General features: G+C 60.5%; 30 protein-coding genes and 2 pseudogenes. 13 read left to right on the top strand and 19 right to left on the bottom strand.

The genetic code is table 11. From position 1 onward, the window contains the following. Positions 1–6: 6 nt before the first annotated feature. Both EFD55_RS20150 and EFD55_RS20145 read right to left on the bottom strand, forming a co-directional pair. Complete coding sequence (locus tag EFD55_RS20150) at positions 7–771, bottom strand: SOS response-associated peptidase (RefSeq protein WP_125846803.1); 765 nt, start codon at positions 769–771, stop codon at positions 7–9. Positions 772–812: 41 nt separating this feature from the next. Beyond that, positions 813–1,133 carry a YnfA family protein gene (locus EFD55_RS20145; RefSeq protein WP_125846802.1) on the bottom strand — a complete coding sequence of 107 codons (321 nt, stop codon included), beginning with the start codon at positions 1,131–1,133 and terminating at the stop codon, positions 813–815. A 122-nt stretch (positions 1,134–1,255) separates the two neighbouring features. On the opposite strand from EFD55_RS20145, the gene EFD55_RS20140 reads away from it, so the two are divergent. The 7 genes from EFD55_RS20140 (at position 1,256) to EFD55_RS20110 (ending at position 5,386) form a co-directional block, all read left to right on the top strand. After that, positions 1,256–1,672 carry an NUDIX hydrolase gene (locus EFD55_RS20140; RefSeq protein WP_125846801.1) on the top strand — a complete coding sequence of 139 codons (417 nt, stop codon included), beginning with the start codon at positions 1,256–1,258 and terminating at the stop codon, positions 1,670–1,672. 59 nt (positions 1,673–1,731) lie between these two features. Further along, on the top strand, positions 1,732–2,154 hold the full coding sequence (locus tag EFD55_RS20135; RefSeq protein WP_125846800.1) for a TIGR02301 family protein: 423 nt from the start codon (positions 1,732–1,734) through the stop codon (positions 2,152–2,154). Positions 2,155–2,257: 103 nt separating this feature from the next. Beyond that, positions 2,258–2,515, top strand: coding sequence for a hypothetical protein (locus tag EFD55_RS20130; protein WP_020920882.1), 258 nt, complete (start codon positions 2,258–2,260; stop codon positions 2,513–2,515). Positions 2,516–2,533: 18 nt separating this feature from the next. Then, positions 2,534–3,292 carry a hypothetical protein gene (locus tag EFD55_RS20125; RefSeq protein WP_125846799.1) on the top strand — a complete coding sequence of 253 codons (759 nt, stop codon included), beginning with the start codon at positions 2,534–2,536 and terminating at the stop codon, positions 3,290–3,292. A gap of 98 nt (positions 3,293–3,390) precedes the next feature. Then, positions 3,391–4,254, top strand: coding sequence for a CAF17-like 4Fe-4S cluster assembly/insertion protein YgfZ (gene ygfZ / locus EFD55_RS20120; RefSeq protein ID WP_125846798.1), 864 nt, complete (start codon positions 3,391–3,393; stop codon positions 4,252–4,254). Then, positions 4,251–4,859: an HD domain-containing protein gene (locus tag EFD55_RS20115; RefSeq protein WP_125846797.1), complete on the top strand. Its 609-nt coding sequence runs from the start codon at positions 4,251–4,253 to the stop codon at positions 4,857–4,859. The genes ygfZ and EFD55_RS20115 overlap by 4 nt, the downstream gene beginning before the upstream one ends. Continuing rightward, a complete protein-coding gene (locus EFD55_RS20110) occupies positions 4,856–5,386 on the top strand; it encodes a tyrosine phosphatase family protein (RefSeq protein ID WP_125846796.1) in 531 nt (176 codons plus the stop codon). The genes EFD55_RS20115 and EFD55_RS20110 overlap by 4 nt, the downstream gene beginning before the upstream one ends. Before the next feature lie 136 nt (positions 5,387–5,522). Here the strand turns inward: EFD55_RS20110 and EFD55_RS20105 are convergent, their stop codons facing one another. Then, on the bottom strand, positions 5,523–6,038 hold the full coding sequence (locus tag EFD55_RS20105; RefSeq protein ID WP_125846795.1) for a superoxide dismutase family protein: 516 nt from the start codon (positions 6,036–6,038) through the stop codon (positions 5,523–5,525). Between the two features lie 195 nt (positions 6,039–6,233). After that, a complete protein-coding gene (locus EFD55_RS20095) occupies positions 6,234–6,578 on the bottom strand; it encodes a hypothetical protein (protein WP_125846793.1) in 345 nt (114 codons plus the stop codon). Positions 6,579–7,025: 447 nt separating this feature from the next. Between EFD55_RS20095 and EFD55_RS20090 the strand changes: the two genes are divergently transcribed. The 3 genes from EFD55_RS20090 to EFD55_RS20080 all read left to right on the top strand — a co-directional run bounded on the left by EFD55_RS20090 (position 7,026) and on the right by EFD55_RS20080 (position 10,508). Next, complete coding sequence (locus tag EFD55_RS20090) at positions 7,026–8,903, top strand: putative bifunctional diguanylate cyclase/phosphodiesterase (RefSeq protein WP_125846792.1); 1,878 nt, start codon at positions 7,026–7,028, stop codon at positions 8,901–8,903. A gap of 93 nt (positions 8,904–8,996) precedes the next feature. Continuing rightward, positions 8,997–9,641, top strand: coding sequence for an HD domain-containing protein (locus EFD55_RS20085; RefSeq protein ID WP_125846791.1), 645 nt, complete (start codon positions 8,997–8,999; stop codon positions 9,639–9,641). A gap of 9 nt (positions 9,642–9,650) precedes the next feature. Continuing rightward, a complete protein-coding gene (locus EFD55_RS20080) occupies positions 9,651–10,508 on the top strand; it encodes an MOSC domain-containing protein (RefSeq protein ID WP_125846790.1) in 858 nt (285 codons plus the stop codon). A 5-nt stretch (positions 10,509–10,513) separates the two neighbouring features. Here EFD55_RS20080 and EFD55_RS20075 read toward each other — a convergent pair whose 3' ends face one another. The 12 genes and pseudogenes from EFD55_RS20075 to rpoZ all read right to left on the bottom strand — a co-directional run bounded on the left by EFD55_RS20075 (position 10,514) and on the right by rpoZ (position 20,866). Then, complete coding sequence (locus EFD55_RS20075; RefSeq protein ID WP_125846789.1) at positions 10,514–11,509, bottom strand: aldo/keto reductase; 996 nt, start codon at positions 11,507–11,509, stop codon at positions 10,514–10,516. 100 nt (positions 11,510–11,609) lie between these two features. After that, positions 11,610–12,380: a DNA repair protein RecO gene (gene recO / locus EFD55_RS20070; protein WP_125846788.1), complete on the bottom strand. Its 771-nt coding sequence runs from the start codon at positions 12,378–12,380 to the stop codon at positions 11,610–11,612. A gap of 97 nt (positions 12,381–12,477) precedes the next feature. Next, positions 12,478–12,962, bottom strand: a pseudogene (locus EFD55_RS20065) (response regulator). 107 nt (positions 12,963–13,069) lie between these two features. Next, the gene (locus EFD55_RS20060; protein ID WP_125846787.1) at positions 13,070–13,822 is read right to left on the bottom strand and encodes a Crp/Fnr family transcriptional regulator; all 753 of its coding nucleotides are present in this window, start codon (positions 13,820–13,822) and stop codon (positions 13,070–13,072) included. Positions 13,823–13,971: 149 nt separating this feature from the next. After that, positions 13,972–14,913 carry a GTPase Era gene (era, locus tag EFD55_RS20055; RefSeq protein WP_125846786.1) on the bottom strand — a complete coding sequence of 314 codons (942 nt, stop codon included), beginning with the start codon at positions 14,911–14,913 and terminating at the stop codon, positions 13,972–13,974. Positions 14,914–14,920: 7 nt separating this feature from the next. After that, complete coding sequence (gene rnc / locus EFD55_RS20050; RefSeq protein ID WP_125846785.1) at positions 14,921–15,640, bottom strand: ribonuclease III; 720 nt, start codon at positions 15,638–15,640, stop codon at positions 14,921–14,923. Continuing rightward, on the bottom strand, positions 15,637–16,380 hold the full coding sequence (lepB, locus tag EFD55_RS20045; RefSeq protein ID WP_125846784.1) for a signal peptidase I: 744 nt from the start codon (positions 16,378–16,380) through the stop codon (positions 15,637–15,639). Before lepB ends, rnc begins: the two co-directional genes overlap by 4 nt. 136 nt (positions 16,381–16,516) lie before the next feature. Continuing rightward, a complete protein-coding gene (gene acpS / locus EFD55_RS20040; protein WP_125846783.1) occupies positions 16,517–16,921 on the bottom strand; it encodes a holo-ACP synthase in 405 nt (134 codons plus the stop codon). Positions 16,922–16,958: 37 nt separating this feature from the next. Continuing rightward, positions 16,959–17,549: a DUF2062 domain-containing protein gene (locus EFD55_RS20035; protein WP_125846782.1), complete on the bottom strand. Its 591-nt coding sequence runs from the start codon at positions 17,547–17,549 to the stop codon at positions 16,959–16,961. Between the two features lie 160 nt (positions 17,550–17,709). After that, on the bottom strand, positions 17,710–17,859 hold the full coding sequence (locus EFD55_RS20030; protein ID WP_125846781.1) for a DUF3563 family protein: 150 nt from the start codon (positions 17,857–17,859) through the stop codon (positions 17,710–17,712). A gap of 193 nt (positions 17,860–18,052) precedes the next feature. Further along, on the bottom strand, positions 18,053–20,287 hold the full coding sequence (locus tag EFD55_RS20025; protein ID WP_125846780.1) for a RelA/SpoT family protein: 2,235 nt from the start codon (positions 20,285–20,287) through the stop codon (positions 18,053–18,055). Positions 20,288–20,461: 174 nt separating this feature from the next. Beyond that, a complete protein-coding gene (rpoZ, locus tag EFD55_RS20020) occupies positions 20,462–20,866 on the bottom strand; it encodes a DNA-directed RNA polymerase subunit omega (RefSeq protein ID WP_003574261.1) in 405 nt (134 codons plus the stop codon). A gap of 296 nt (positions 20,867–21,162) precedes the next feature. On the opposite strand from rpoZ, the gene EFD55_RS20015 reads away from it, so the two are divergent. Next, a complete protein-coding gene (locus EFD55_RS20015) occupies positions 21,163–21,744 on the top strand; it encodes a LabA-like NYN domain-containing protein (RefSeq protein ID WP_003546927.1) in 582 nt (193 codons plus the stop codon). A gap of 108 nt (positions 21,745–21,852) precedes the next feature. On the opposite strand, the gene smpB is transcribed toward EFD55_RS20015, so the two are convergent. Beyond that, positions 21,853–22,332 carry an SsrA-binding protein SmpB gene (gene smpB / locus EFD55_RS20010; protein WP_125846779.1) on the bottom strand — a complete coding sequence of 160 codons (480 nt, stop codon included), beginning with the start codon at positions 22,330–22,332 and terminating at the stop codon, positions 21,853–21,855. A 204-nt stretch (positions 22,333–22,536) separates the two neighbouring features. After that, a complete protein-coding gene (gene dapA / locus EFD55_RS20005; RefSeq protein ID WP_125846778.1) occupies positions 22,537–23,421 on the bottom strand; it encodes a 4-hydroxy-tetrahydrodipicolinate synthase in 885 nt (294 codons plus the stop codon). Between the two features lie 213 nt (positions 23,422–23,634). On the opposite strand from dapA, the gene EFD55_RS20000 reads away from it, so the two are divergent. Together EFD55_RS20000 and EFD55_RS19995 are read left to right on the top strand one after the other, a co-directional pair. Beyond that, a complete protein-coding gene (locus tag EFD55_RS20000) occupies positions 23,635–25,710 on the top strand; it encodes a lytic transglycosylase domain-containing protein (RefSeq protein WP_125846777.1) in 2,076 nt (691 codons plus the stop codon). Positions 25,711–25,775: 65 nt separating this feature from the next. Beyond that, the gene (locus EFD55_RS19995; RefSeq protein ID WP_125846776.1) at positions 25,776–26,675 is read left to right on the top strand and encodes an alpha/beta fold hydrolase; all 900 of its coding nucleotides are present in this window, start codon (positions 25,776–25,778) and stop codon (positions 26,673–26,675) included. A 96-nt stretch (positions 26,676–26,771) separates the two neighbouring features. Here the strand turns inward: EFD55_RS19995 and EFD55_RS19990 are convergent. After that, positions 26,772–26,896: pseudogene (locus tag EFD55_RS19990) on the bottom strand (porin); the annotation flags it as partial.

Here is a 26,896-nt window from a genome sequence, read left to right as displayed (position 1 = left end):
ACAGTTTCAGAAGAAGCTGAGCTGGCCGTCATCCGGCCTTTGCTTTTCAGGCGCCTTTGGCGGCTTTTCGATGACGACCGGTTCCTGCAGGTCAGGTCCCATATTGGCGACCTTGTTGACATTGTCGGAGACCGGTATCGCCTCGAAGAAATCCTCCTGGACGGGCTGCATCAGGTCGACCACCTCGCGGGGCTCCTGCGTCTTGCAATCGAGCCAGCGCGTGAAATCCTCCGGTTTGATGACGACGGGCATGCGATCGTGGATCGCTGAAATGCCGGAATTGGCCGCGGTCGTCAGGATCGCGCCGGTATCGACCTCGGAACCGTCGGCCGAGGACCATGTCTCCATCAGCCCGGCAAAGGCGATAACCCCGCCCCGGCGCGGCCTGATCCAGTAGGCCTGCGGCCGCTCGCCGCTTTCCTTTGACGGACGATGCCATTCATAAAAGCCGGAGGCCGGAATCAGCACACGGCGATGGCGCATGGCCGCGCGGAAGGAGGCCTTGCCGATCGCGGTCTCGGCGCGGGCGTTGATCAGCAGCGGGAACTCCTTCGGGTCCTTGACCCAGGCCGGCGTCAACCCCCAGCGCACGAGCACGGCGCGACGGTCGGCCAAGTTGCTGCCCCGCTCCCTGCCCTCACCTGAAATGACGACGAGGATCGGCTGCGTCGGCGCGATGTTGTAGCGCGCCGGAAAGTCGTCGAGATCGAGCCCGGAGAAGACCTCGCTCACGTCGGCGCTGGAGCTTGTCAGAGCGAAACGTCCACACATCGGCCTGTCTTTGCATCAGGCTTACCTCCGGTCAAGACACCTTAGCCTCTCGGTCCAAAGAGGATGACGCTGGCGCCGGCAAGGCAGATCAGCGCGCCGCCGACATCGTAACGGTCGGGCACGCGAGCTTCGACCAGCCAGAGCCAAAGCAGCGAGGCGAGGATGTAGATGCCGCCATAGGCGGCGTAAGTGCGACCGGCGGCCTCGCTCGGCACCAGCGTCAGAAGCCAGGCAAAAAGCGCGAGCGACACCATGCCCGGCGCCAGCCACCCGATCGGCTTTTCAAGCTTCAGCCATGCCCAGAAGGCGAAGCAGCCGGCAATCTCGAAAACGGCGGCGAAGGCGTAGATGAGGTAGGTCACGGAAGCACCTTTCGAATCCCGCCATAACTATCCTCACGAAAACTGGGTAAGCCAAGCCGCCGCGGCATGCAAATATCGGCTCATCGGATAGGATGGGCGGCGATCAAAGCAAGAGCAACGTCATGACCTTCACCGCCAAAGCCGCCTCCTCCGCCATTCTCGAACGCGACGGACGATTCCTTCTGGTGTTGCGGCGCAATCCGCCTTCCGCCGAGATGTATGCCTTTCCCGGCGGGCGCGCCGAGCCTGGCGAAACGCCGGAGCAGACGGCGCTGCGGGAATTCCACGAGGAAACCGGTATCTCGGTGCGCAATCCGCGACTGTTTTCGACATATGACCTGAAGACCCACGCCGCCGACGGCAGCGTCAGCAGCCATTTCCTGCTGTCGGTCTTTCGCGTCGATGCGGATAGGGATGTAGTCGCGCAAGCTGCCGACGATGCCGCCGCCCTCGGCTGGTACACTGTGGAGGAAATCCGACGGCTGCCGGTGCCGCAGAGCGTGCTCGAATGCGCGGAGCGACTGGCGAACGGCGAATAGAAGTGGAAATTTAAAAGGGCGCCTTGTTGCCGTCATGCTCAACGTATCAACTAGGAGGCATGATTCCCGTTCGGCGCGTTTTCCTGTCCCTGCTCGTCCTGGCCGGCCCTACGCTGGCTCAAGGCAAGAATGCGCCGCCCGCGCTGGTAGAGGAAACTGCGCCGCCTCCCGCCGTGATCGTGCCTTATGACGACAAGCTGGCGCGGTTTGCCGAGGTGCTGGGCTCGGTTCATTATCTGAGGACGCTCTGCAAGGCGCCTGATGGTGACGAGTGGCGAAAAGGCATGCAGCAACTGCTCGATTCGGAGACTAACAACGAGCCACAGCGCAAGGAAAAGCTCACTGCAGCCTTCAATCGTGGCTATCGCGCCTTTGCTTCGGTCTATACGGATTGCACCGCAGCGGCCATCGTGGCAGAAGAGCGCTACCGTAACGAAGGTGCAACACTCGCCACAGAAATTACCTCGCGCTTTGGAAATTGACGTTTAATTAACCTGTTTTCGCATGCGGACGTGTCGTTTTGGGAAAAGGCTGTTAGTGTTGTTAACGGTGCAGTAAGACATGAGAAGTTCTGAGGAAAAACCAATGGAAGCAAGCCTCAACGACATCGACGACATGATCGTCCACGAAAAGATGCAGGCGGCTCTGGAGTACCAGAACGAGGCTTGGGCCGACGGAATGGCCGACGGAATCGAGCCTGAAATCATCGCTGATGCCGCCATTGCGCATGCGCTGCGCGAGACAATCAGATTGCATGGGGAAAACAGCGCCGAAGCCCTGCTTGATTCGCTGCGCGACCGCATGCTTGCCGGCGAATTCTCCGCCAACCGCACCCTGCAATAACCGATATCAGAGAGTTTGATGCGCACCGGTAAAGAGAAAGTTTCGCGAATTCCGCTCGCGCCGGTGCTGCTTGCGTTCAGCCTCGCCGCTGGCAATGTTTTCCTGGCGCCGGCAGCCTACGCGCTTTCCGAACTGCACAAGATCCCCGGCCAGGCCAACGACGCCCCCGCAGCTCCGGGAAGCGCTCAAGGGCAGAGCCAGCCGCAGGGCGGCGCAACACCCAACGTTCCCATGGCCGATCCGCTGGTCAAGAGCCAGAACAACCAGAGCGTCGACAAGACACCGGGTGCTGAGGAGAATAATTTTAAGCCCGTCGAGGTCATCTACGACATCAGCAAGGCGCCCGAACCGGTTCGCAAGATGCGCGAGCAGATCGTCGAAGCGGCCGCCTCCGGCGATCTCGAAAGGCTGCGGCCGCTGATGGGCACCGGCACTGACCAGACGCAGGTGACCGTGGGCGAGCCGACCGACGATCCGATCGGCACGCTCAAGGATCTCTCCGGCGATCCCGATGGAGACGAGATTCTCGCCATCATGCTCGACATCGTCTCGACCGGCTTCGTGCATGTCGGCCAGGGCACAGCAGACGACATGTATGTCTGGCCCTATTTTGCCGAGAAGGATCTGAAATCGCTGACGCCGCCCGAACGTGTCGAGCTGCTGCGCATCGTCACCGCCGGCGATCTCTCCGACATGCAGGAATTCGGCGGATATAATTTCTACCGCCTCGGCATCACGCCCGACGGCAAATGGAAGTTCTTCACCGCCGGCGACTGACGCCTATCTCGCTTGCGCCTTTTGCCTGCTGCGTGGCGCTTGCGATCCATCTTGCAAAGACATACCTCTGAGCGATAACCAACGCGACAGGTTCCGCCATGCCAGACGTATTCCTGAAAGACCGCTCATTACTCATTGTCAGCGGTGCGGAAGCTCAATCCTTCCTGCAGAACCTGATCACCACCGATATAGTTTCGCTTGAGCCCGGCGTGGCACGGCCCGGAGCACTGCTGACGCCGCAAGGCAAGATCCTGTTCGACTTCATGATCTGGCAGGACGGCGACGGCTACACGATCGAAACGGATGCCGGTCAGCGCGACGGCCTGCTAAAGAGGCTGACGATGTACAAACTGCGTGCCGCCGTTATCGTTGCGCCGCTTGCCGAAGAGGGTATGACCGTTTCCTGGGGCAATGAGGTCGGTGGTGCCCAAGATGCCGCGGGCAACCAAGGTGTCCGGGACAGTCGCTTCGCCAAGGCGGGCGTTACGCTGACCCGTCGGGCGGGAAGACACGGCGACGACGCGGAGATGCTTTACGATGCGCTGCGCATCAGCCTCGGCATCGTGACATCGGGACCGGATTTTGCCCTGCAGGACGCCTTTCCGCATGACGTGCTGATGGACCTGAACGGCGGGCTCTCCTTCAGGAAGGGTTGCTATGTCGGCCAGGAGGTCGTCTCGCGGATGCAGCACCGAGGCACCGCACGCCGGCGCGTCGTCACTGTATCCTGCGCAACGGCCCTGCCGGCGACGGGAACTGAGATCACGGCCGCAGGCAAACCTGTGGGAACGCTCGGTTCGGTCGAAGGCGGCAGCGGACTGGCGATCGTGCGCATCGACCGCGCCGGCGCGGCGATGGCGGCCGGTACGCCTTTGCTGGCCGGCGAAACACCCGTTTCGCTTGTCCTGCCGGGATGGTCCGGCCTTGTCTTTCCCACCAGCGCCGACGAGGCCAGCGCGTGACACCGGCGAAAGCACCGCGTGCCTGGCAACGCATGCTGTCCGGGCGCAGGCTCGACCTCCTCGACCCATCGCCGCTCGATGTCGAACTCGCCGACATCGCCCATGGGCTTGCGCGCGTTGCCCGCTGGAACGGCCAGACCTCAGGCGATCATGCTTTTTCGGTGGCGCAGCACAGTCTCGTCGTCGAGGATATTTTCCGCCGCTTCAACGGCCCCCGGCCGGAGGAATGCCTGATGGCGCTGCTGCACGACGCGCCTGAATATGTGATCGGCGATATGATTTCGCCGTTCAAATCGGTGGTCGGCGGCGGCTACAAGACGGTGGAAACGCGGCTGGAAGCCGCCGTGCACCTGCGCTTCGGCCTGCCGCCGCATCCCTCACGCGACCTCAAGGAGCGGATCAAGAAGGCCGACACGATCGCCGCCTATTTCGAGGCCACCGTCCTCGCCGGCTTCACGCCCGCCGAAGCGCAGAAATTCTTCGGCCAGCCGCGCGGCATCAACAAGGATATGCTGATGATCCAGCCCCTGCCCGCCGTGGAAGCGCAGCGGCTGTTTTGCGAACGCTTCGCGGCGATCGAGGCCGAGCGGAGGATGGAATCGTGACCTTCATCGTCGTCTCACCGCTGTCTCGCATTGCCGAAATGGCGGTGCGCCACAGGGCGCGCGACATGATCAGCCTGATCGCCAAAGAGCAGGCCTTCCACCGGCCGGGCGTGATCGCGGCCGATCGTCATCTGACGTTGGCAATGAACGATATCGCCTTCAAGGGCACCGGCGGCCTCGTGGCGCCTGATGAGACGCATGTGCGCGGGATTATCGACTTTGCCGCGTCGTGGCGGCAGGACACGCCGCTGCTCATCCATTGCTGGATGGGCGTGTCGCGGTCGCCGGCAGCGGCCCTGATCGCAGCACTTTCGCTCGCACCGGATCAGAGCGAGGAAGCACTGGCGCAACGGCTGAGAGCCGCCTCGCCTTTCGCGACGCCGAATGCTCGCCTCATCGAGATCGGCGATGCCCTGCTCGGCCGCAGCGGCCGGCTGGTTGCGGCTGTGCGGGCGATCGGGCGCGGTGCGGACGCCGATGGCAACGCACCTTTCGTGCTGGCGATTCGGGATGTTGCGCACGGCTGACACCGCTGCCATCCGTTCCATCTGGCCCTCGACGCAGAAACAAGCGGTCCATGGAAGGAGGCAACCAATCCTCCTCACCACGCGCACTGCGGCGGCAAATCAAATCAGACGGCGCGCCGGCAGCGAGACTGCTGGATTATTGAATGACGCCGCAGGCAAGTCTTTCACCGGCATCACCTGACGGCTGGCTGCGGTAATCATCCGAATTGGCGTGCACCATCAAAGCGCGGCCACGGATGCCGTCGGCCTTGCCGTCGAGCGTCACCATAGTATCGAAGATCTGCGCCCTCAGCATGCCGTCCTGTCCGACATATTGGTTGGGCATGTCGCCGGGGTGCGGACCCTTGGCGGCAAGAATGCCATGCTCCGCCTTTTCGGGATTGAAATGACCGCCGGCCGATTCATGATGGGTCGCCGCGTCGCAGCGGCCGGTCTCATGAACATGGAAGGCCACCCATTTGTTCGCCGGTAGCCCCGATATCTCGACTTCGATCAGGACGCCGCCATTGGCAGCAGCCGTCAACTGTGCGCGGCCGTCTTCCTTGCCGTCCTTGTCGACGAAATTAGCGATCGCCGTCTGCTTGTCCTGGGCGCCCGCTGGAAATGCGACTGCAAGCAGGCTCAGCGCGGCGACAGTGCACATGGCTTTCATGGAGATCTCCTTCCGTCCGGTTGTCCTCTTGAACGTGCCAGCCCGGGAGGTGTTCCTGCTATCGAACGTCGCAGGACGCTCTGGGAGCGTAGCCCTTGCGAAGATCATTCTGTTTTCAAGGTTATGCGCAGCGGTATCGAACAAGAAAAGCCGGCCAGACGGCCGGCTTGCAGAGCACCTCAATCGAAACGCCGCTCAGGCGACGGCGTCGAAATCGAACTGGCCGTAGGTATTGCGGTAAAGATCGTCCGACTGATCGCCTGATGTGGGCGCGGTCTGCTGCAATGGATAGGGAACGGCGATGCTGTTGGCCGTGCCGCCGTTACGCGTATCCATCATCAGCGCAACAAGGCTGCCGGAGAATTTCGGCTGCGTCACATCCCTGGTCTTGTCGTCAGCCAACAGTTCCTTGATGATGCCAGGCCTCTCGTCGGCAGCGCGCTCGCCGCGGCTGAGCACGCCATCGCCATTGGCGTCGAGCCGCGATAGCGTCGCCAGATACGCGTATGAAGTGTCCGAAACGGATGTAGTGCGGGTCATACAAACCTCCAGCCACCGCCCTTTGCCGGTGGTGTTTGTACGCAATACGAAGGTGATAAAATCAGGTGTTGAATCGCTGGTTAAACTGATTTGCGCAGTGCGTCAATAAACTGTTAACTTCCCATTAACGATGATTGACAAAGCGTAACCGAACGCCGCTGACCCAGTCTTCCACCTGCGGCAGCCGAGTTCATCAACCGGCATGTCAGCGCTTTTACATATATAAAACAAACGTCTAACGACGTTTCGCGGCCGCTGCGCTGCAACCGAATATTAATACGGCCCATACAAGATGGGCTCTACAATTTACCACCAGACAGTTCAGCCTGTAAAAAAGCAATTTCTACATTCATTTTGGAAAGGTTTTTCCATGTCAGTCACGATGAGGCACGTCCATCAACCGAAGACGCCTTCTGCCGTCGCGGCCATCCTTGAAGACGCACCCGCATGAAAGCCGAAGTCCTCTTCTGGCAGCAATGCAACCAGGCGGTCACGGACGATGGATCGATCGACGCAGAACGTCTCATGGAACTCGTGATCGCGACCTATCGCGGCCACGAAAGGGACTACGCCGAAATCGAGAGAAGCGCGGAAACACTGCTGAGGGAAAATCATGCGTTGAGAGGCAATGTTTCCGCCATCACGCAGACATTCGACGAACAGAAGAAACTCTTCGAGATCGTTCTCAACAATCTGCCCCTCGGCCTCAGCGTCTTCGACGCCGACCAGCGGCTGAGCCTATCCAACCCCCGCTTCCCTCAGCTCTTCGGCCTGAGCCGGGAAGATGTCGCCCCGGGCACGACGATCGCCGATCTCATCGGCAAAATACGCGGCACGGAGAGCGTTGGCGCAAAACGCCGCCGGCGGAGCAGGAAACCTTCCCCGGCAACTGCAAAAAGCGGCAGTCTTCGCCGGCGCGAATGGTTGATGGAGGATGGCCGCATCATCCAGAGCATGGTGACGATCCTTTCCGACGGCAGCAATATCGCCATCCACGCCGATATTACCGAGGATCGAAAAGCGGCCGAGCGCATCACCTATCTCGCCCACCACGACCCGCTGACCGGCCTTCCGAACCGCATCCATTTTCGTGAGCAGGTCGATGCGGCACTCGCCGAGCGGAAACCGGATGAGCCGGTCGCCCTCGTGCACCTCAATCTCGATCGGTTCAAATCGATCAACAACACCATGGGCGTTTCGGTCGGCGACAAGATCCTGCAGCAGGTCGCCGAACGCATCCGGGCCTCGGCCGGCGCGGAAAGCACCCTAGCACGCCTCGGTTCGGACGAATTCGCCATTCTGCAGACGTGCGGGCAGCAGCCATGGAGCGTGACCGCGCTGGCCGACCGGATCCGCCGCGAGCTTTCCGAGCCATTCCTCCATGGCGACAAACAGGTGGAACTCGGCGTCTCCATGGGTATCGCAATCGCCCCTGACGATGGCGAGGAAACCGATATCCTGCTGAAGAATGCCGCCGTGGCGCTGTCGCACGCCAAGGCGGACGGACGCAAGCGCGAGCGCTTCTTCACCAGTGAGATGGAAGCGCAGATGCAACTTCGCCACGCGCTGGAGGCAGATCTTCGAGCCGCCGTGGAGAATGAGGAATTCGAGCTGCATTACCAGCCGCTCTACGACCTTTCGCTGCAGCGCATCTGCGGCTTCGAAGCCCTGATCCGCTGGAATCACCCGATTCGCGGTCGTGTCCCGCCGATGGAGTTCATTCCGCTTGCGGAAGAGGTCGGCCTCATCGTCGATATTGGCCGCTGGGTTTTGCACCGCGCCTGCAACGATGCAGCGCAATGGCCGGAGAGCATCAAGGTCGCCGTCAACGTTTCGGCGATCCAGTTCAGCGGCAGCGACCTGACGCAGGATGTCAGCGAGGCGCTTGCCGCCGCCTCGCTGACGCCCTCGCGGCTTGAGCTCGAAATCACCGAGAGCGTGCTCATGGAAAATCTCGGCGAGGTGCTGCCGATCCTGCATGCGCTGAAGGAGCGTGGCATCCGCATCTCGATGGATGATTTCGGGACTGGCTATTCCTCCCTGAGCTACCTTTCGAGCTTTCCCTTCGACAAGATCAAGATCGACAAATCCTTCGTCAACGACATCGTCGATAACAAGGAGGCGCATGCGATCATGCACGCAATCATCCTGCTCGGCGATGCACTCGGCATGCGCGTCACCGTGGAGGGCGTCGAAACGGCCGCACAGCTGGCGCTGCTCGAACGCGAGGAATGCGACGAAATCCAGGGCTATTACATCAGCCCGCCGCGACCCGCGCGTGACGTGCCCCATCTTCTCTCGCTGCCGCCGAAGAATGGCACGTGACGGCGCCTTCTCAGGACCAGGGCCAAGATCGCGCTTGATTGCGACTCGCGCGGCAAGCCGCTACACAATCGGCTCCCAACAACAGGTGGCGCGATGTTCGAGGCCGAAGCCTTCCTTCCCCATGAAACGCTCGCAGCGGCGCTGATCCCTTATGCGGCCGAAGGCAACGACGGCTCGCACGACCTTGCCCATATCCTGCGTGTCTTCAGGAACGCCATGCGCATCCATGCGGGAGAAGGCGGAGACGGACGGGTTCTTGCCGCTTCCGTCATTCTGCACGACTGTGTCTCCGTCGAGAAGAATTCGCCGTTGCGGGCACAGGCATCGGCGCTGGCGGCGGAGAAGGCATCGGCGATCCTGGCGAAACTCGGCTGGGGCAACGGGGACATCGAAGCCGCGGCCCATGCCATCACGGCGCATAGTTTCTCGGCCGCGGTGGCGCCGCAGACGCTGGAAGCGAAAATCCTGCAGGATGCGGACCGTTTGGACGCTATCGGCATGGTCGGCGTCGCGCGCTGCTTCTATATCGGCGGGCGGCTGGGATCGGGGCTCTACGATCCATTCGATCCGGCAGCGGAGAACCGTTCACTCGACGACAAGCGTTATGCCATTGACCATTTCCAGACGAAGCTGTTCAAACTGGCGGACGGATTCCAGACCGAGACCGGCCGCAGGCTGGCGGCCGCGCGCGACAAGAGCCTGCGCGACTTCCTCTCGGCCTTCATGGATGAAATCTAGGAGAACGGCATGCGTGTCAGCGACCTCTTCATCTACCCGCTCAAGAGCGCCCGCGGCATTGCGCTGCCCGCCGCCGACATCGACGCCTATGGGCTTCCCGGTGATCGGCGGGCGATGATTACCGATGCGCAGGGTCATTTCATCACCCAGCGCGAACTACCGGATCTCGCCCGCATCGAGGTACGGCCGGAGCCGGGCGCCTTCCGGCTGCTGATGCAGGGAAAATCTGACATAGCGGTGCCGCCGCCGGAGCCCGAAACACGCATGGAGGTGACCGTGTGGAAATCGACCGTCAGCGCCGCCGTTGCCGATCCCGAGAGCAACCGGCAGCTTTCCGAATGGCTCGGCCGAGAGGTGCAACTGGTCTTCTTCGACGGGCAAGCACGGCGGATGGCGAATGCCGAATGGGCTGGCGACGGCACGCCCGTTACCTTTACCGACGGCTACCAGATCTTGGTCACCACGACCGGCTCGCTAAAGGCGTTGAACGCAGACCTCGCCGCCCACGGCGAAGGCAGCGTCGGTATGGACCGCTTCCGCCCGAACATCGTCATCGATACCGACGAAGCCTGGCCGGAAGACCAATGGGCGGCAATCGAGATCTCCGGCATCCGCTTCGATCTCGTCAAACCCTGCTCCCGCTGCATCATGACGACGCAGGACCAGTTGACCGGGTCGCGTGACGTGGCAAACCCGATGCCGGCCATGGGCCGCATCCGTATGTCGGCCGACCGGCGCGTGCCCGGCCCGCTCTTCGGCTGGAACGCCACGCCGCGCGGCGGCGGCAGGATCACGATCGGTGACGCCGTCCACGTCGTCGAAGAGAGACCGGAAGGCTGGGCGCTCAAACGTCGCGCCGCGGCCTGAGACCGTCAGACCCCGGCGAGCGCGGCATCGATCCCCGCCATAGCATCGGCTGACAGCGGCCCCTTTTCCAGCGCGCCGACATTTTCCTCCACCTGGGCGACGGTGCGGAAGCCCGGAATGGGAAGGGTGCGCGGCGAGCGCGCCCAGAGCCAGGCAAGCGCTCCTTGGGTCAGCGTGCGGCCGCCCGATGTTAGGAGATCGCGGACAGCATCAAGCCTTGCGGCAAATTCGGGCGCCATGCGCCCGCCCTTGAAATAGACCATCCAGTCGAGCGCCGCGCCCCGGACATCTCTCGCGCCCACCGCCTTGTCGGCGGTGAATTTGCCGGTCAGCAGCCCCATGGCCAGCGGACCGCGATTGATGGAAATCAGGCCTTCCTTCTCGATCAACGCAACCATCTCCGGCACGGCCTCGAAGACGTTCATCGTATGCTGGACCGAGACGTAGCCTTGGCGGCCGGCATGACGGGCGGCACGATCGGGAGAATCCGTGCTCCATCCGAACGCATCGATCTTGCCTTCGGCGCGCAGCGCTTCGAGCGTATCGAAGACGGCATCCGACTGTTCCGCCGGAAAGTCATTGATATGGAATTGCAGGAGATCGAGACGGTCGCGCTTGAGGCGACGCAGCGAGGTCTCGATCGAACGGCGGATGAAGGCGTCGTCGGCGAAAGCGCCGGTCGCCTGCTTCGTCTCCGGATCGGTGGCGAAGCCGAACTTGGTGGCGATGACGATTTCGCCGCGATTGCCGATTGCCCGACCGAGCACTTCTTCCGAATGACCGGCACCATAATTCGAAGCGGTGTCGAAGAAGCGGATGCCGAGTTCGATGGCACGATTGATCGCTTCCACCGATTCATCGTCGTCGACATCGCCCCAGCCGAGCGGCGTGTCGCCGGCGAAGAACGGGCCACCGATCGCCCAGCATCCCATGCCGAGACGCGGAATTTCGCGGCCGTTCCAGAGCGTGATCGTTGTCGATGATGCGGGCTTGGTCAGCATGGGATCCTCCTCGATTGGCAGTCACCAAGACATAGGAAGCGCTTGTGAATGGGTAAACCGCCAAATCCGAAGGATGTTTTGCAGCCGCAAAAAACGAATGTCAGGCGGATATGCCGTTCGGGCTCGAAAGCGTCCGTGAGGCTGGATTAAGCGCCTTGAGCGCCGCCTGAACGAAGCCCTCCCGGGCTGCGGCCGCCTCGATGCCGCGCGGCTCATAGACATGGCGATGCAGAAAGAATCCCGTCAGACGGAATGCGGCTGAAAGGCTGTCGAAATCGGCCGCGTGGTTGCCTTCGACGCCGAGGAACGGCGGCAGAAGCAGCATTTTGTCCGCCCAGGGGGCGCCGGCGCTGCGGCTAACGGCGCGGCCGGATTTGGGCGAGACATAGGCGAGATCGGAACGGGCGCCCGTCGCGGCGCATTCGGCAAGATCCAGGCCATAGCCGAGATCGTTCAGCACCGCGAGTTCGAAACGCACGAAAAGCTCGCCCGCATCGGCCGGATTGTGCAGGTGATCGAGAATGACTTCCAGCGCATCGAAGAGATGCGGATGCGGGTCACGCTCCGGCAGCAGCCGCAACAGAGCGCCCATCGCCTGGACGCCATAGACGGCTGTCGCCGTTTCCATCAGGCGGGCGGCGCGCAGCGTCACCGGCTCGACGCGGAATTCACCGAGATGTTCGTCAAGCCGGGCACGCCAGATGACCTCCACCGCATTGCCTGGCTGCAGCACCGGCTGCATGGCGCGCGAGCGACCGGAACGCACCAGGCCGAGATGGCGGCCGCGATCACGCGTCATCACCTCGGCGATGACGCTGGTCTCGCCGTGGCGCTTGACGCCCAGAATGATCGCATGATCCTGCCACTGCATCGAAAGAAGTCCTTACGGATGACGAATCCATCCTAATGCAAGGGCTGCCTGATGTCATGGACCCCTTCGGCCCGAGTCAGGCGGCGGCCGGGCCGCGTCAGGCAGCGGCCGGGAAAAGCTTCTGCAGGAATTCGCCCATCGCCTTTTCGTCGAAAGGCTTCACGAGAAGCGGTATATGCTGCAGGTCGGGTGGGAAGTCGCGCGGATCGGAATAGCCGCTGACGAAGCCGAAAGGGATGCCGACATCAAGAAGATGACGAGCAAATCCGAAGCTCATGCCCTCGCCCAGATTGACGTCGAGAAGAGCGAAATCATAGGTCTCTGCAGCGATTGCGGCTCTGGCCTGTTCCAGACTGCCGACGATATCGATGCTCTCGACACCTGCCAGGTGCAGAATATCTTCTGCCTCCATCGCGATGATCAGACTGTCTTCAAGAACCAGAACACGGATTGCGCTCATGATTCCATGCCCTTCGTCGGGCGCTTGCCGCAGCGCCCAGGCCATTTCGCCAACATCATTGCTCTCTGGTATCCGCATGGCACGCTATCGGTGAATTCCGCCACTATTTCTAAATGGAACATTTTCCGCCCGGTCGAGAAGAATCAAAATCGGAGGAAAGACGACAGCGAACCTTATGTTGCCGCCTGCTAATGCGCATTTAAAAAAGACATGGTGGTGGACCGATTGTCTAGATGAAAGGACGCTTGCCCTCTCCAAGCCCTTCCCAGCCGGCGATCGCCATCAACTCCTCGCCATTCAGCACCTCACAGCCGCGCTCCTGCCAACGGATCAACCCGCGTTCGCTGATCTTTTTCAAGGTCTTGTTGGTGTGCACAATGGAAAGACCGAGTGTGTCGGCAATGTGCTGTTGGGTGATGGGGATGAATTTGCGGCCGTTGAAGAGATTGAGCTGCCGGCCACGCTCGAAGAGGAAGGCGATCAGGTAGGCTGCTCGTTCTAGCGCGGTGCGACGGCCAACGCTCAGGAGATGTTCATCGAGAATGCGCTCTTCGCGCGCGGCAATCCAGGTAATGTCGAATGCCAGCGAGGCGTGGTTGTTATAGAGCGTCATCAGCCTGTCGCGCTCGAAGACGCAGAGGGAAACGGGTGAAAGTGCTTCGACGGAATGCTGCATCTCGCCCATGATGGTTCCCTGGAGGCCGATCAGGTCGCCGGGCATGATGTAGTTCAGGATCTGGCGACGGCCGTCCTCCAACATCTTGTAGCGGAAGCCCCAGCCGGCGAGCACAGTGAAAAGATGAGCGCTGTGCGCGCCCTCGACGAGGATGGTGGCGCCGGCATCGACGGCAAGCTCGCCCTTCTTGAAGCGGGAGACGAATTCAAGTTCGTTGCGGCTGAACTCCCTGAAATGCGGCAGGGGCCGCAGAGGACATTGCTCGCAAGGGGTCTTGAAAGAATGGATGGGTTTCGACGTCGCCATACCTGCCCTTGCGGTCGCAGAATCGGCGTTCCACCATTGGCGCACCGTCGAGCAAGAATGCGCGAGGGTATGGATTCGTTCCGCAACGGGCCGGATTTTTTCCAAGGAAACAAAGGGCTGGCGTCTGCCCGGTGAAATCCCTGCCGTGGCTATTTCGGGAAATCGAGACCCATTTCGCGGAACCGCTCGGGATCGTCGCCCCAATTCTCGCGGACCTTGACGAACAGGAAGAGATGAACCGGCTGCTCTAATATCTCCGACAATTCCTTGCGAGAAGCGGTCGAGATCGCCTTGATGGTTTCGCCGCCCTTGCCGAGGGCGATCTTCTTCTGGCTGTCGCGCTCGACATAGATCACCTGCTCGATGCGCACCGAGCCGTCCTTGCGTTCTTCCCACTTTTCCGTTTCGACATGCGAGGAGTAGGGGAGCTCCTGGTGCAGGCGCAGAAACAGCTTTTCGCGGGTGATTTCGGCGGCGAGCTGGCGCATCGGCAGATCGGAGATCTGATCTTCCGGATAGTACCACGGTCCCTCGGGAAGCGTGCTTGAGAGATAATCCATGACATCGTCGCAGCCGGAGCCGTTTTCGGCAGAGATCATGAAGGTGCGCTCGAAGGTGATCTTCTCGTTGGCGGCCGCTGCCAGCGCCAGCAGATCCTCGCGGTTCACGCGGTCGATCTTGTTGAGCACCAGGATCTTCGGCTGATGGACTTCCTTCAGGCCTTCGAGAATGGCTTCGGCATCGCCGCGCAGGCCGCGCTCGCTGTCAATCAGGAGCATGATCAGATCGGCATCCTTGGCGCCACCCCAGGCCGAGGTCACCATGGCGCGGTCGAGCCGGCGGCGCGGCTTGAAGATGCCGGGCGTGTCCATGAAGACGATCTGGGCATTGTCGTGAATCGCGATACCGCGGACGATCGCGCGCGTCGTCTGCACCTTGTGGCTGACGATCGAGACCTTGGCGCCGACGAGGCGGTTCACCAGCGTCGACTTGCCGGCATTGGTCGGCCCGATCAACGCGACGAAGCCCGAATGCGTCGGGCCACTGGTTTCGGCGGCGGCTTCCGCCGCGATATCTTCTTCTTGTGTCATCGTCCCGTCAATTTCCGGCAGGCGACTGCTGCCAAATGCCTTCGCGCTCGAGCATCTTCGTCGCCGCGACTTGTTCGGCGGCACGCTTCGACCGCTCTACGCCGGTTTCGGGCTTAATGCCAGCAACTTCCACCGTCACCTTGAAGCGCGGATCATGATCCGGCCCGCTGCGTTCATCAACCCGGTAGATTGGAGTCACGCCGAATTTCGCGTGCGACCATTCCTGCAGCTCGGTCTTGGCATCGCGCTTGGCGCCGTCGGCCCGCACCGCCCTGCCCTGCCAGTAGCGCAGGATGAACCGGCGGGCGACTTCGAGGCCGCCATCGAGGTAGATCGCGGCGATCAGGCTTTCTACGACATCGGCGCGCACGTTCATCATGCGCTTGCCGGTCAATTTCTTCACATCGGCACCGGTGCGGATATAGAGGTGAAGGTTGAGTTCGTCGGCAACCGCAGCGCAGGTTTCTGCACTGACGAGCTGGTTGAGACGAACCGAAAGCTCGCCTTCCCCCGCCGCGCCGAACGTTCGGAACAGAAGCTCGGCGATGCAAAGCCCGAGGACCCTGTCGCCGAGGAATTCCAGCCGTTCGTAATTGCCGCCCTTTTCCGTACGGGCGCTGGCATGGGTCAGCGCGCGATCGAGGCGTTCCTTTTCGGCGAAGTCGTGACCGATCAGGGCTTCAAGCTTTGCGCGGTCGGCCGCAGAAAGCGTCTGCGCCTTGCTCATTCAACGACCTTGAAGAGGCGGTCCCAACGCATGTTCGTCGGCCACTTCCAGATTTCGCGGAAGGAAGTGTCGTTGCCTAGCGAGAAGAATATGACGCTGGCGCGGCCGACAAGATTTTCGGCGGGTACAAAGCCGACGTCGAAGCGGCTGTCGAGCGAGTTGTCGCGGTTGTCGCCCATCATGAAATAATGGCCTTCCGGTACGATGAACTCGCGGGTGTTGTCGCCGCGCGATACAGGGGACTGGTCGAGCGTATCGTAGGTCTTGCCGTTGTCGAGCGTTTCGCGGAAAACCGGCACGTCCTCGCCCGGATCGAGCTTGTAATCCGAGGTGAAGCTGCCGTCCGCCACCTTGGGCACCGGCTTGCCGTTGACGTAGAGAACGCCATCGGTGACCTGAATGTGATCGCCCGGCAGGCCGACGCAGCGCTTGATGTAATCGACCTCGGGATTGGGCGGAAAGCGGAAGACGACGATATCGCCGCGCTTCGGATCGGAGCCGAACAGGCGACCGCTGAAGATATCAGGCGAGAAGGGCAGTGAATATTTCGAATAGCCGTAAGCGAACTTATTGACGAAGATGTAGTCGCCGACGAGCAGCGTCGGCATCATCGAACCGGACGGGATTGTAAAAGGCTGGAAAAGCACGGTTCGGATCACCATCGCCAAAATCAGCGCCTGGATGATGACTTTGATGTTTTCCCAGAGGGCGTTCGGCTTGGTTTCGACTTTTTCGGACACGCAGTCTTATTCCTTCAAGACGCCGCGGAGGCGCAATTCTTTCTGTGGTTCTCTCTAGCGGCTTCGGTCGGTTGCGGCAATGGCGACAACATCAAAAGCGACGAGAGGTCGCGATCAATCGCTCCCGTGGTCTCGATCAAACGCTCTCGGGCAGCGCCTCGATAATAACGAAGGCCTGCGCCAAGGGATAATCATCCGTTATTGTCAAATGAATGGCGGGCCTGTGGCCCGCGGGCAGCATCGATTCCAGGACGGCAGCAGCCGCGCCTGACAAAACCATGGTCGGCTTGCCGCTCGGCAGGTTGACCACGCCCATATCCTTCCAGAAGATGCCTTGCGCTATGCCGGTGCCGAGCGCCTTGGAGCATGCCTCCTTGGCAGCGAAACGCTTGGCATAGGATGCGGCGCGGTTTGCGCGCCGATCGGAACGCGCGCGCTCGATCTCGGTGAAGCAGCGATGCGTAAAGCGCTCACCGAAGCGCTCGATGGACTTCTCGACACGGCGAATATCAATCAGATCGCTGCCAATGCCGATGATCATGCCGGAACCTTCCGTTGCTTAAAATTCTGCATCGGGCTCATACGCTCGGTATGTCGCTGGCCGGATCGGCAAGGCGCAGGCGCGCCCTCTCCATCAGCCGCGTACGGCGGCGCGTCTGAAAACCCCTCACCGTGTAAAACGTCAGTGCATAGAGCGCAACGGCGGTGACGATCCCCGGCGGAATGGCGCCGAGCAGCATCGGCTCCAGCACCGGCTTCCACAGCTCCATGAAGTTCAGCTTATGAAACATGGCGGCAAGATCCACCGCCTGACCGGCCAGATGATCCTCGCGGCTCAACAGCAGATGGCCGATCTCCCAGGTAATGCCCCAGATGAACGGATAGGTCAGCGGATTGCCGAAGGCCGCGCAGCCGAGAGCGGCCGCCACCATATTGCCGGAGAGAAAATAGGTGATGACGAATGCCATGATGAAATGAACGCCGATGAAGGGCGTCCAGGAGACGAAGACACCTGCGGCGACGCCGGCCGCAACTGCATGCGGCGAGGCGCTCAGGCGCAGGATGCGCATTGTCAGATAGCGGATCGGGCGAAGGAAACCTTTACGGGGCCATAAGAGCTCCCGCATCTTTTCCTTAAATCCCGCAGGTTTGCGACGGCGAAACAACATGGCGCGTATTTAGTGTAGCGCATACGGCCATGACAAGAGCGGCAAATGCTACCGTTTGAAAAACAAGCCGCTGATTCTCTCTTTATCGAGGAACCTCTTCACGTCGAGGGGCGTCCGTTATGCATAACGTCCCTCACTCATTTCAAGTATACTCTCAGTATCAGCGATTGCGGAACAGACCGCGGTCGACCTGGCGCTGACGAAACTCGAGATCGATGCGATCGAACGAGCCATTGAGATAAGCCATTTCACGTTCCTGCGTGGTCGGAGCGCGCAAGGCGCGAGCGAATTTCCTGATAGGGTCAAACATTATCTTGTCTCATCTTCTGTGCGTGTTTCGATGACCAGAAGATAGTACCGGCAAAGGTTAATTACCACCACCGCAACATGGAGACAGCCATGCGCCCAGCGCATTGCTTGCCTTTTTGACGTGCCGTTTTGACCATTAAAAGATCACAAAATGTGCAATCTTTCAGTCGAGCCCATGAAGGATCTAAAAAAGCTTAGTCGTAGAGCCGCCGGACCGTGGCGATGCAGTCCAACTCTTTCATCTGGGCGAGCAGTTGATTGAGCTGGCGCAGGTCCCAGACCTCGACTTCGATCATCATCTCGGTGAAGTCGGCCGCCACCCGCACAGTATTCAGCAGGCGGATATTGACGTCGAGGCCCGCAACCGTCTGGGCGACCTTGGCCAATGTGCCGGGTTCATTCAGCGCGTTCACCATGATGCGGGCCATGAAGCGCGACTTGTTGGCCTCATCGAGATCCCAGCGGACGTCGATCCAGCGGTCAGGCTGATCGTCGAAGCGCTGCAGGCTCGGCGACTGGATCGGATAGATGGTGATGCCGTTACCCTGATCCATGATGCCGACGATGCGGTCGCCGGGCACGGCACCGGTCGTCGCGAACTTGACGTCGACATTGCCGGACAGGCCGCGGATCGGCCCGATCGCGGCATCGGCGTCGATATCCGCGTGGCCGCCGTCGACCCCGGCTTTGGTCTTGCCGGGGATCTTGAAGATCATGCCGGCCGCACTGCGGACATTGAACCAACCGTCGTCGCCGGAGGGCTTCACGGTGACGCGCTCGTCCTGATGATCGGGATAGACGGCGCGCAGCACGTCGAGCGAGGACATCTCGCCGCGGCCGACGGCGGCGATCGCATCCTCGACATCCTTTTGGCCGAGGCGATGCAGCGCCGGCTTCATCGCCTCGCGCGAGAAGATCTTGCCGGCCCTGTCAAAGGTGCGCTCCAGAATACGGTGGCCAAGGCCGGCATATTGTTTACGGATCGCCATGCGGGTGGCGCGGCGGATGGCAGCGCGCGCCTTGCCGGTCACGACGATTTCCTCCCAGGCGGCAGGTGGAACCTGCACGCCGGAGCGGATGATCTCGACCTCGTCGCCATTTGCAAGCCGCGTGACCAGCGGCATGATGCGGCCGTTGATCTTGGCGCCGACCGTCGTATCGCCGATATTGGTATGCACCGCATAAGCGAAATCGATCGGGGTGGCCCCGCGCGGCAGCGCGATCAACTTGCCCTTCGGCGTGAAGCAGAAGACTTGATCCTGGAAAAGTTCGAGCTTGGTGTGCTCAAGGAATTCTTCCGGACTATCGCCCTCGGCGAGCGCCTCGATCGTATGGCGCAGCCAGGAATAGGCATTGGATTCGCGAGAGAGTATGTCGCCATCGGCATTGCTGGCGCCGTCCTTATAGAGCGCGTGCGCGGCGATGCCGAATTCGGCGATTTCGTGCATGCGCTTGGTGCGGATCTGCAGCTCGATGCGCTGGCTGGAGGGACCGACGATGGTGGTGTGCAGCGAACGGTAATCGTTCTGCTTCGGCGTCGAGATATAGTCCTTGAAGCGGCCCGGCACGACGCGCCAGCGCGTGTGGACGATACCGAGTGCACGATAGCAGGAAGGGATGTCCTCGACGATGAGACGGAAACCGTAGACATCGGAAAGCTGCTCGAAGGAAAGCGACTTCGACTGCATCTTGCGAAAGACCGAATAGGGCTTCTTCTGCCGGCCCTTGACATAGGCGCTCGTCAGGCCGCTTGCGACCAGCAGATCCCGCAGTTCGGCCTCGATCTTCTTGACGATGCCCTCGTTGCGCTTCGAAAGCTCTTCCAGTCTCTTGGTGACGGTCTCGTAGGCTTCCGGGTTCATATGGCGGAAGGAGAGCTCTTCCAGCTCCTCGCGCATGTCCTGCATGCCCATGCGGCCGGCCAGCGGCGCATAGATTTCCATCGTCTCCTCGGAAATGCGGGCGCGCTTGTCTGCCGACATATGATCGAGGGTGCGCATATTGTGCAGGCGGTCGGCAAGCTTGACGAGCAGCACTCGCACGTCGTCAGAAATGGCAAGCAGCAGCTTGCGCAGGTTTTCTGCCTGCTTGGCTTTCTTGGTGACGAGATCGAGCTTCTTGATCTTCGTCAGGCCTTCCACCAGACGGCCGATATCCTCGCCGAAGAGTTCGTCGATTTCGGCACGCGTCGCCGTCGTGTCTTCGATCGTGTCGTGCAGAAGCGCCACCGCGATCGTCGATTCATCGAGATGCATGTCGGTGAGGATGGCGGCAACCTCGAGTGGGTGGGAAATATAAGGGTCGCCGCTCGCGCGCTTTTGCTGGCCATGCTTCTGCATGGCATAAACATAGGCTTTGTTCAGCAGTGCTTCATTGGCATCGGGCTTGTATTGCTGAACCCGCTCCACGAGCTCGTACTGCCGCATCATTCCAAAGCCACTCCGATAAAAATAAAAGCGCGCCAATCAACGATTGGCGCACACATGGGCAATAATATGCCTAAGCAATAAAGGCGCAAGATTGACGATTGGTAATCGTCGTTCTTTTGCATCGCAGGAAACTTTTCCGGATCGCTCGATGCGACCGAGGATCGGCATGCGCGCTTAGTAGTCGTCGCTCTTTTCCGGCGGCACAAGGCCTTCGATGCCAGCAAGCAGCTCTTCTTCCGACATCTGGTCGAAAGTGATCGTTTCGGGCAGGTCATCCTGCTCCTCGCTGTCGGCTGCGGCCACGCCGCCGGCGGCGATCATGCTTGCCGGATCGGGCTCGGGCTCGTCGACTTCGACATGCTTCTGCAGCGAATGGATCAGATCTTCCTTGAGGTCATCAGGCGAAAGCGTCTCGTCAGCAATTTCGCGCAGGGCCACAACAGGATTCTTGTCGTTGTCGCGATCGATGGTGATCGAGGCACCCTGGGAAATCAGCCGGGCGCGGTGGCTGGCGAGCAGAACCAGCTCGAAGCGGTTCTCCACCTTGTCAATGCAATCTTCAACTGTGACACGGGCCATTGCCTGTCCTTTGCGGTCGTCATTTCGGGATTAGCACGCCCGATACAATTAAAACCGGACAAATACAAGTTTTTCGTTCCTGTTGCCCTCGTCTTTGTCCGCGCCTGATCTAAATTTCCATGGAGAAGGTCACAATTCTACCGATGGTTGCTTGGAATATGCCGAATCGTGCCCTAAATCTTTCATATATGAATAATTCATAAAGTAAGGATCAGATCGAAATCACAGCACAAGCCATTGTTTTTATTGAGTTCTGTGTCGACGGATTTCGATTGCTCTCATTGGATTGGTAAGCGATGTTTGACCCACGCGAAAAAATTGCACTCTTCATTGACGGCGCCAACCTCTACGCTGCATCAAAGAGCCTCGGTTTCGACATAGATTATCGCAAGCTTTTGAAAGCATTCCAGAAACGCGGCTATCTGCTGCGCGCTTACTATTACACCGCCCTGATCGAGGATCAGGAATATTCGTCGATCCGGCCGCTGATCGACTGGCTCGACTATAACGGCTATAAAGTCGTCACCAAGCCCGCCAAGGAATTCACAGATTCCATGGGCCGCCGAAAGATCAAGGGCAACATGGACATCGAGCTCGCGATCGACGCCATGGAACAGTCCGAAACGGTCGATCATCTCGTCATATTCTCCGGCGACGGCGATTTCACGAATCTTGTCGAGGCGCTGCAGCGCAGAGGCCGTAAGGTCTCGGTGATCTCGACCATGGCGACACAGCCGCCGATGATCGCCGACGACCTGCGCCGGCAAGCCGACCATTTCATCGATCTCTTGTCGCTGAAGGCTGAAATCGGTCGCGATCCCTCGGAGCGCGCGCCACGCCCGGCCGAAGTCGCCCCGGCGAGCGATTTCGAAGACTAAGCGATTTTACGCTTTGAAGCCGACGTGCCTGTCAAAGCGCGGCCGGCTTCTGCATTTCAGGACAGGCGGTACGACGCAGCGGCGTGGCGGCAATCATGACCGATACGCCTAGCCATTGTCCTTCAGCAGGCGGCTCTTTTGCCGGTTCCAATCGCGCTCCTTCTCGGATTCGCGCTTATCGTGCAATTTCTTACCCTTGGCGAGCGCCAGCTCCATCTTTGCCCGGCCGCGATCGTTGAAATAGATCTTCAGCGGGATCAGCGTCATGCCTTCGCGGTTGACGGCGGAACGCAGGCGATGGATTTCGCGCGCCGACAGCAGAAGCTTGCGGCGGCGGCGCGGTTCGTGGTTGAAGCGGTTCGCCTGCAGATATTCCGGCAGGTAGGAATTGATCAGCCAAATTTCGCCGTCTTCATCCGAGGCGTAGGATTCAGCGATATTGGCCTTGCCCTCGCGCAACGACTTGACCTCCGTGCCCTTCAGCACGAGGCCCGCCTCGTAGGTATCGATGATCTCGTAGTTGAAACGGGCTTTGCGGTTTTCGGCCACAACCTTGTTCACCACGCGCTGGCTGCCTTTGGGGGCCATGACGACATTCCATTATTTCAGAGCACGATGCCGAAAAATGTGAGCGGTTTTCGGGCGACCCATGCTCTATTTCTTTAATGTAGATCCGGATGATTTTAGTCCTTTCAGGCCTAAAATCCGGATCCAAGGCGCTAGAAGTCGCGCCCTCATTCCGTGCCCCTTATGTAAGGGGGTGGTGCTGCCTTGTGAAGACGATCGCCCGGGTCAGTTCAGCAAGCCTGCATGGCGCATGGCTGCGTCAATCGCCGCTTCCGTTCCCGGCTCCAGCGTCGAAAGCAGCGGCGAGCGAACATTGCGGCTCATGCGACCAAGTCTGGAAAGTCCATATTTGGCGCCGCAAAGACCCGGCTCCATGAAGATCGCCTTGTGCAGCGGCATCAGTCGATCCTGATATTCCAGCGCGCGAGCATAGTCGCCAGCCAGCGTCGCTGCCTGGAAATCGGCGCAGAGGCGCGGGGCAACATTGGCAGTAACCGAAATGCAGCCGACGCCGCCATGGGCGTTGAAGCCAAGCGCCGTCGCATCTTCGCCGGACAATTGCCGGAAATCGTTGCCGCAGGTGATGCGCTGTTCGGAGACGCGCTCGATCTTGCCCGTGGCATCCTTGACGCCGACAATATTCTTATGCGCCTTGGCGAGCGCGCCCATCGTTTCCGGCGTCATGTCGACCACCGACCGGCCCGGGATGTTATAGATATAGATCGGCAGATCGACGGCCTCGGCGATCGCCGAAAAATGCGCGATCAGGCCTTTCTGCGTCGGCTTGTTGTAATAAGGGGTGACGACCAGCACGGCGTTCGCGCCAACCTTTTCAGCATGCTGGGCAAGCTCGATCGCCTCGCGCGTATTGTTCGAACCGGCGCCGGCCATAACGGGAACGCGTTTTGCGGCGACTTCGATGCAGAGTTCCACGACCCGCTTGTGCTCGGCATGCGACAAAGTCGGGGATTCGCCTGTTGTGCCGACCGGAACGAGACCGCTGCTGCCTTCCTTGATCTGCCAGTCGACATGCGCGGCGAAGCTGTCTTCGTCGAACAGTCCGGCATCCGTGAAGGGAGTGACGAGGGCGGGAATGGACCCATTGAACATGCAAAGCTCCTCACGACCAAATCCTTGCTTCGGCCGCATTCCATGAATATGAGTTGCGCACCATAGAGCGCCGAAATCATCGCGACAAGCGCGCAGAGTTCGGTTTAGGGCAATTCCGATAGCAGATGTGAATGAATTTTACCTGCAACGGTAAGGTTTCGTTAAGATGCCTCTAGCCAAATGGCAGGGCGTGTTTTCGTTGCGAGATCCCGGATGAAGAAAGCTGTCCTGATTCTGTCCGCCTTCGGCCTCGTCGCCGCTGCGTGGGGCAGCGCCGCGTCGCCGCTTCCCGGCGAAAGCACTCCCGTGCCCGATGTCAAGCCGCTCGGCTTCATTCCCGAGACAGCCATACCGGAATCGATCACCACAGGTGCCATTCCACGCAATCCGGCAATCGCTCCTGTCAACAGCGACCTGAAAGCCGGCCTCGATGCGCTTTCCGACAAGAACCCGCAGTTGGCGGTTTCGATCCGGGACAGCATGCGCGACGGCACACTCGACCGCCATATCCTCACCTGGGCGATCGCCGTTTCCGGGCTGAAGGGCGTTCCTTCCTATGAAATCGCCAGCGCGTCGCAGGAACTCAAGGGCTGGCCGGGCCTTTCGCGGCTGCGATCCTATTCCGAGCGCGCCCTCTATGATGAAAACCCCGCCCCTTCCGCCGTGCTCGCCGCCTTCGGCGATACAGCACCCGAGACGGTACAGGGCGCCGTCATCCTCGGCCGGGCGCTGGTTGCGACAGGCAAGCAAGCACAGGCAGCCAAATATATCCGCAAGGTCTGGCGCGGAGAAGCTCTCGACAAGCCGACGGAGGACAAGATCCTCCTCGAATTTTCCGCTCTGTTGACGCCTGCCGACCATAAGGCGCGGATGGACTATCTGATGTATCGCGGCCGGGTGGCGCAGGCCAAGCGCTTCGGTGACATGGGCCAGGCGCAGTCACTCTATAAGGCCTGGGCCGCCGTCGATGCCAAGGCGGGCAATGCCGGCGTGCTGCTCAATACAGTCGATGCGAAATGGCGCAGCGATGCCGGCCTGCTATTTGCGCGGATCGAATATCTGCGCAAACAGGACAAATATGCCCAGGCGGCAGCGCTTCTGGAGCAGATGCCGCGCGAGCGCAGCGAACTCGTCAACTCCGGCGAATGGTGGAACGAGCAGCGCATCGTCAGCCGCGGCCTCGTCGACCAAGGGCAGTTCAAACCTGCCTATCGCATCGTCGCAAACTATGCCGCAACGAGCCCGACGGATATCGTCGAGGCAGAGTTCCACGCCGGATGGTACGCACTTCGCGGCCTGCAGGACGCGGAAACGGCGGAAAAACATTTCCGCAAGATCCTCGAGACGTCCAACGGGCCGATCTCGGTTTCCCGCGCCTGGTATTGGCTGGGACGGGCCGCAGAAGCCGGCGGCCCCGGCAAATCAAGCGAATTCTATGCGAAGGCCGCGAATTTTCCCGGCACCTTCTACGGTCAGCTCGCGGCCGAAAAGTTGGGACGAAAGACGTTAAACGTCACCTATCCCTCACCGAGTACGGCCGACCGGCAAAGCTTCCAGGCACGCGAAGCCGTGCAGGCAATCGCCCGGCTGGAGGCAGCAGGCCATGGATGGCGGGCCGACATCCTCTATCTCGCGCTGGCCGACCAACTGCAGAGCCCCGGTGAATTGGCGATCCTTGCTGCACAGGCCGAACAATCGGGCGACCATCATCTCTCGCTGCAGGTCGGCAAGGTCGCGTATGGACGCGGCATCGATGTGGCGGCACTCGCCTTCCCCGTCGGGGTGATCCCCGCGAACGCCAATATTTCGGGCTCCGGCAAGGCGCTTGCCTACGCCATCGCCCGACAGGAGAGCGCCTTCAATCCGGCTGCCGTTTCGGCAGCGAATGCGCGGGGCTTGCTGCAGCTTCTGCCGGGAACGGCCCAGGCGGTGGCCAAGCGCCACAACATCACCTATTCGAAGGACAAGCTGACCGCCGATGCCGGCTATAACGCGACACTCGGCGCGCATTATCTCGGCGAGCAGATCGACGCCTTCGGCGGCTCCTATATCCTCACCTTCATCGCCTACAATGCAGGGCCGAAGCGCGTGCCGGAATGGATTGACCGCTACGGTGATCCACGCGGCAAGTCGATCGACGAGATCGTCGACTGGATCGAGCGTATCCCCTTCCCCGAAACGCGCAACTACGTGCAGCGGGTGATGGAGAATTACGAAGTCTACAAAGCCCGCCTCGGTCAGCCGACCGATATCGAGCGCGATCTCATCGGCGGACGCAGCGCCTCCTGAAGCTGTTTGGCGCGGCTCGAAAAGCAAGCTACATCTTCGAGATCAAACAGATCTCGAGGAATGCGATGCCGGATACTTACGCAAGCGACTTCCAGGAACGATTTTACACGTCTTCCGATGGGCTGAAACTTTACGCCCGGGACTACTGGCCTGAAGACGCAGCAGGGGCCGTCGGACGGCTGCCGGTGATCTGCCTGCCGGGTCTGACCCGCAATACACGGGATTTCCATCCGCTTGCGCTGCTTCTCTCCCGGGACACAATGATGCCGCGCAGGGTAATCGCGCTCGATTCGCGCGGCCGCGGAAACTCGGCTTGGGATGAGAACAAGGCGAACTACAATCTCGCCATCGAAGCGGGCGACGTCATTGCCGCCTGCGCTGCGCTGGGCATCGAGCGCGCCATCTTCATTGGCACCTCTCGAGGCGGCCTGATCCTGCATCTTATCGCGGCAACACGGCCGGATCTTCTCGAGGCCGTCATCCTCAACGATATCGGACCGGTGATCGAGGCCGAGGGGCTGGCGCGGATCCGCGATTACCTCAACAGCGGCAGGAGACCGGCGGACTGGTACGAGGCGAATGCTATGCTGAAGGAAATTCACGGCGCAGCGTTTACTGCACTTGGAGACCCAGATTGGCGCGAAATGGCGCACGCCCTTTACCGTGATGTCGACGGCAAGCCGGTCGCAGATTTCGACCCGGCAATCGCCGAGGCGCTAAAATCGGTCGATTTCACCCAGCCGCTGCCTGATCTCTGGGTACAATTCGAAAGCTTGAACCGATTACCGCTCATGCTGATCCGCGGTGAAAATTCGTCGTTGCTCTCGAAGGAGACAGCGAATGAAATGGCCCGCCGGCATCCAGGTCTGGTTCTGCATACCGCGCCAGAGCAAGGGCACGCGCCGCTTCTGCATATGGGGAGCATTCCAGCTGCTATTCAGGATTTTCTCACCGGTTACCGATAGGCGTCGCTTTTCGTGCTTTGTCTATCGAAACAGTTGCTCAAAAGCAGAAAGCCCGGCTCATAAGCCGGGCCTTCCGTATTGCCTAATCAGATCAGATTAGAACGAACGCTGCAGACGGAAGTAGCCCGTCGTGGAGTCGTCGCCATCATCCGGATCGAGGTACTGAACCGAAGCCTTGGCGTAGAAGTTGTCGACGATCTGGTAATCAACCGTCAGACCGA

The sequence above is a fragment of the Rhizobium pisi genome, from assembly GCF_003938655.1.
GTDB lineage: Bacteria > Pseudomonadota > Alphaproteobacteria > Rhizobiales > Rhizobiaceae > Rhizobium > Rhizobium pisi.
This window is presented reverse-complemented; position numbering and strand designations above follow the sequence as displayed.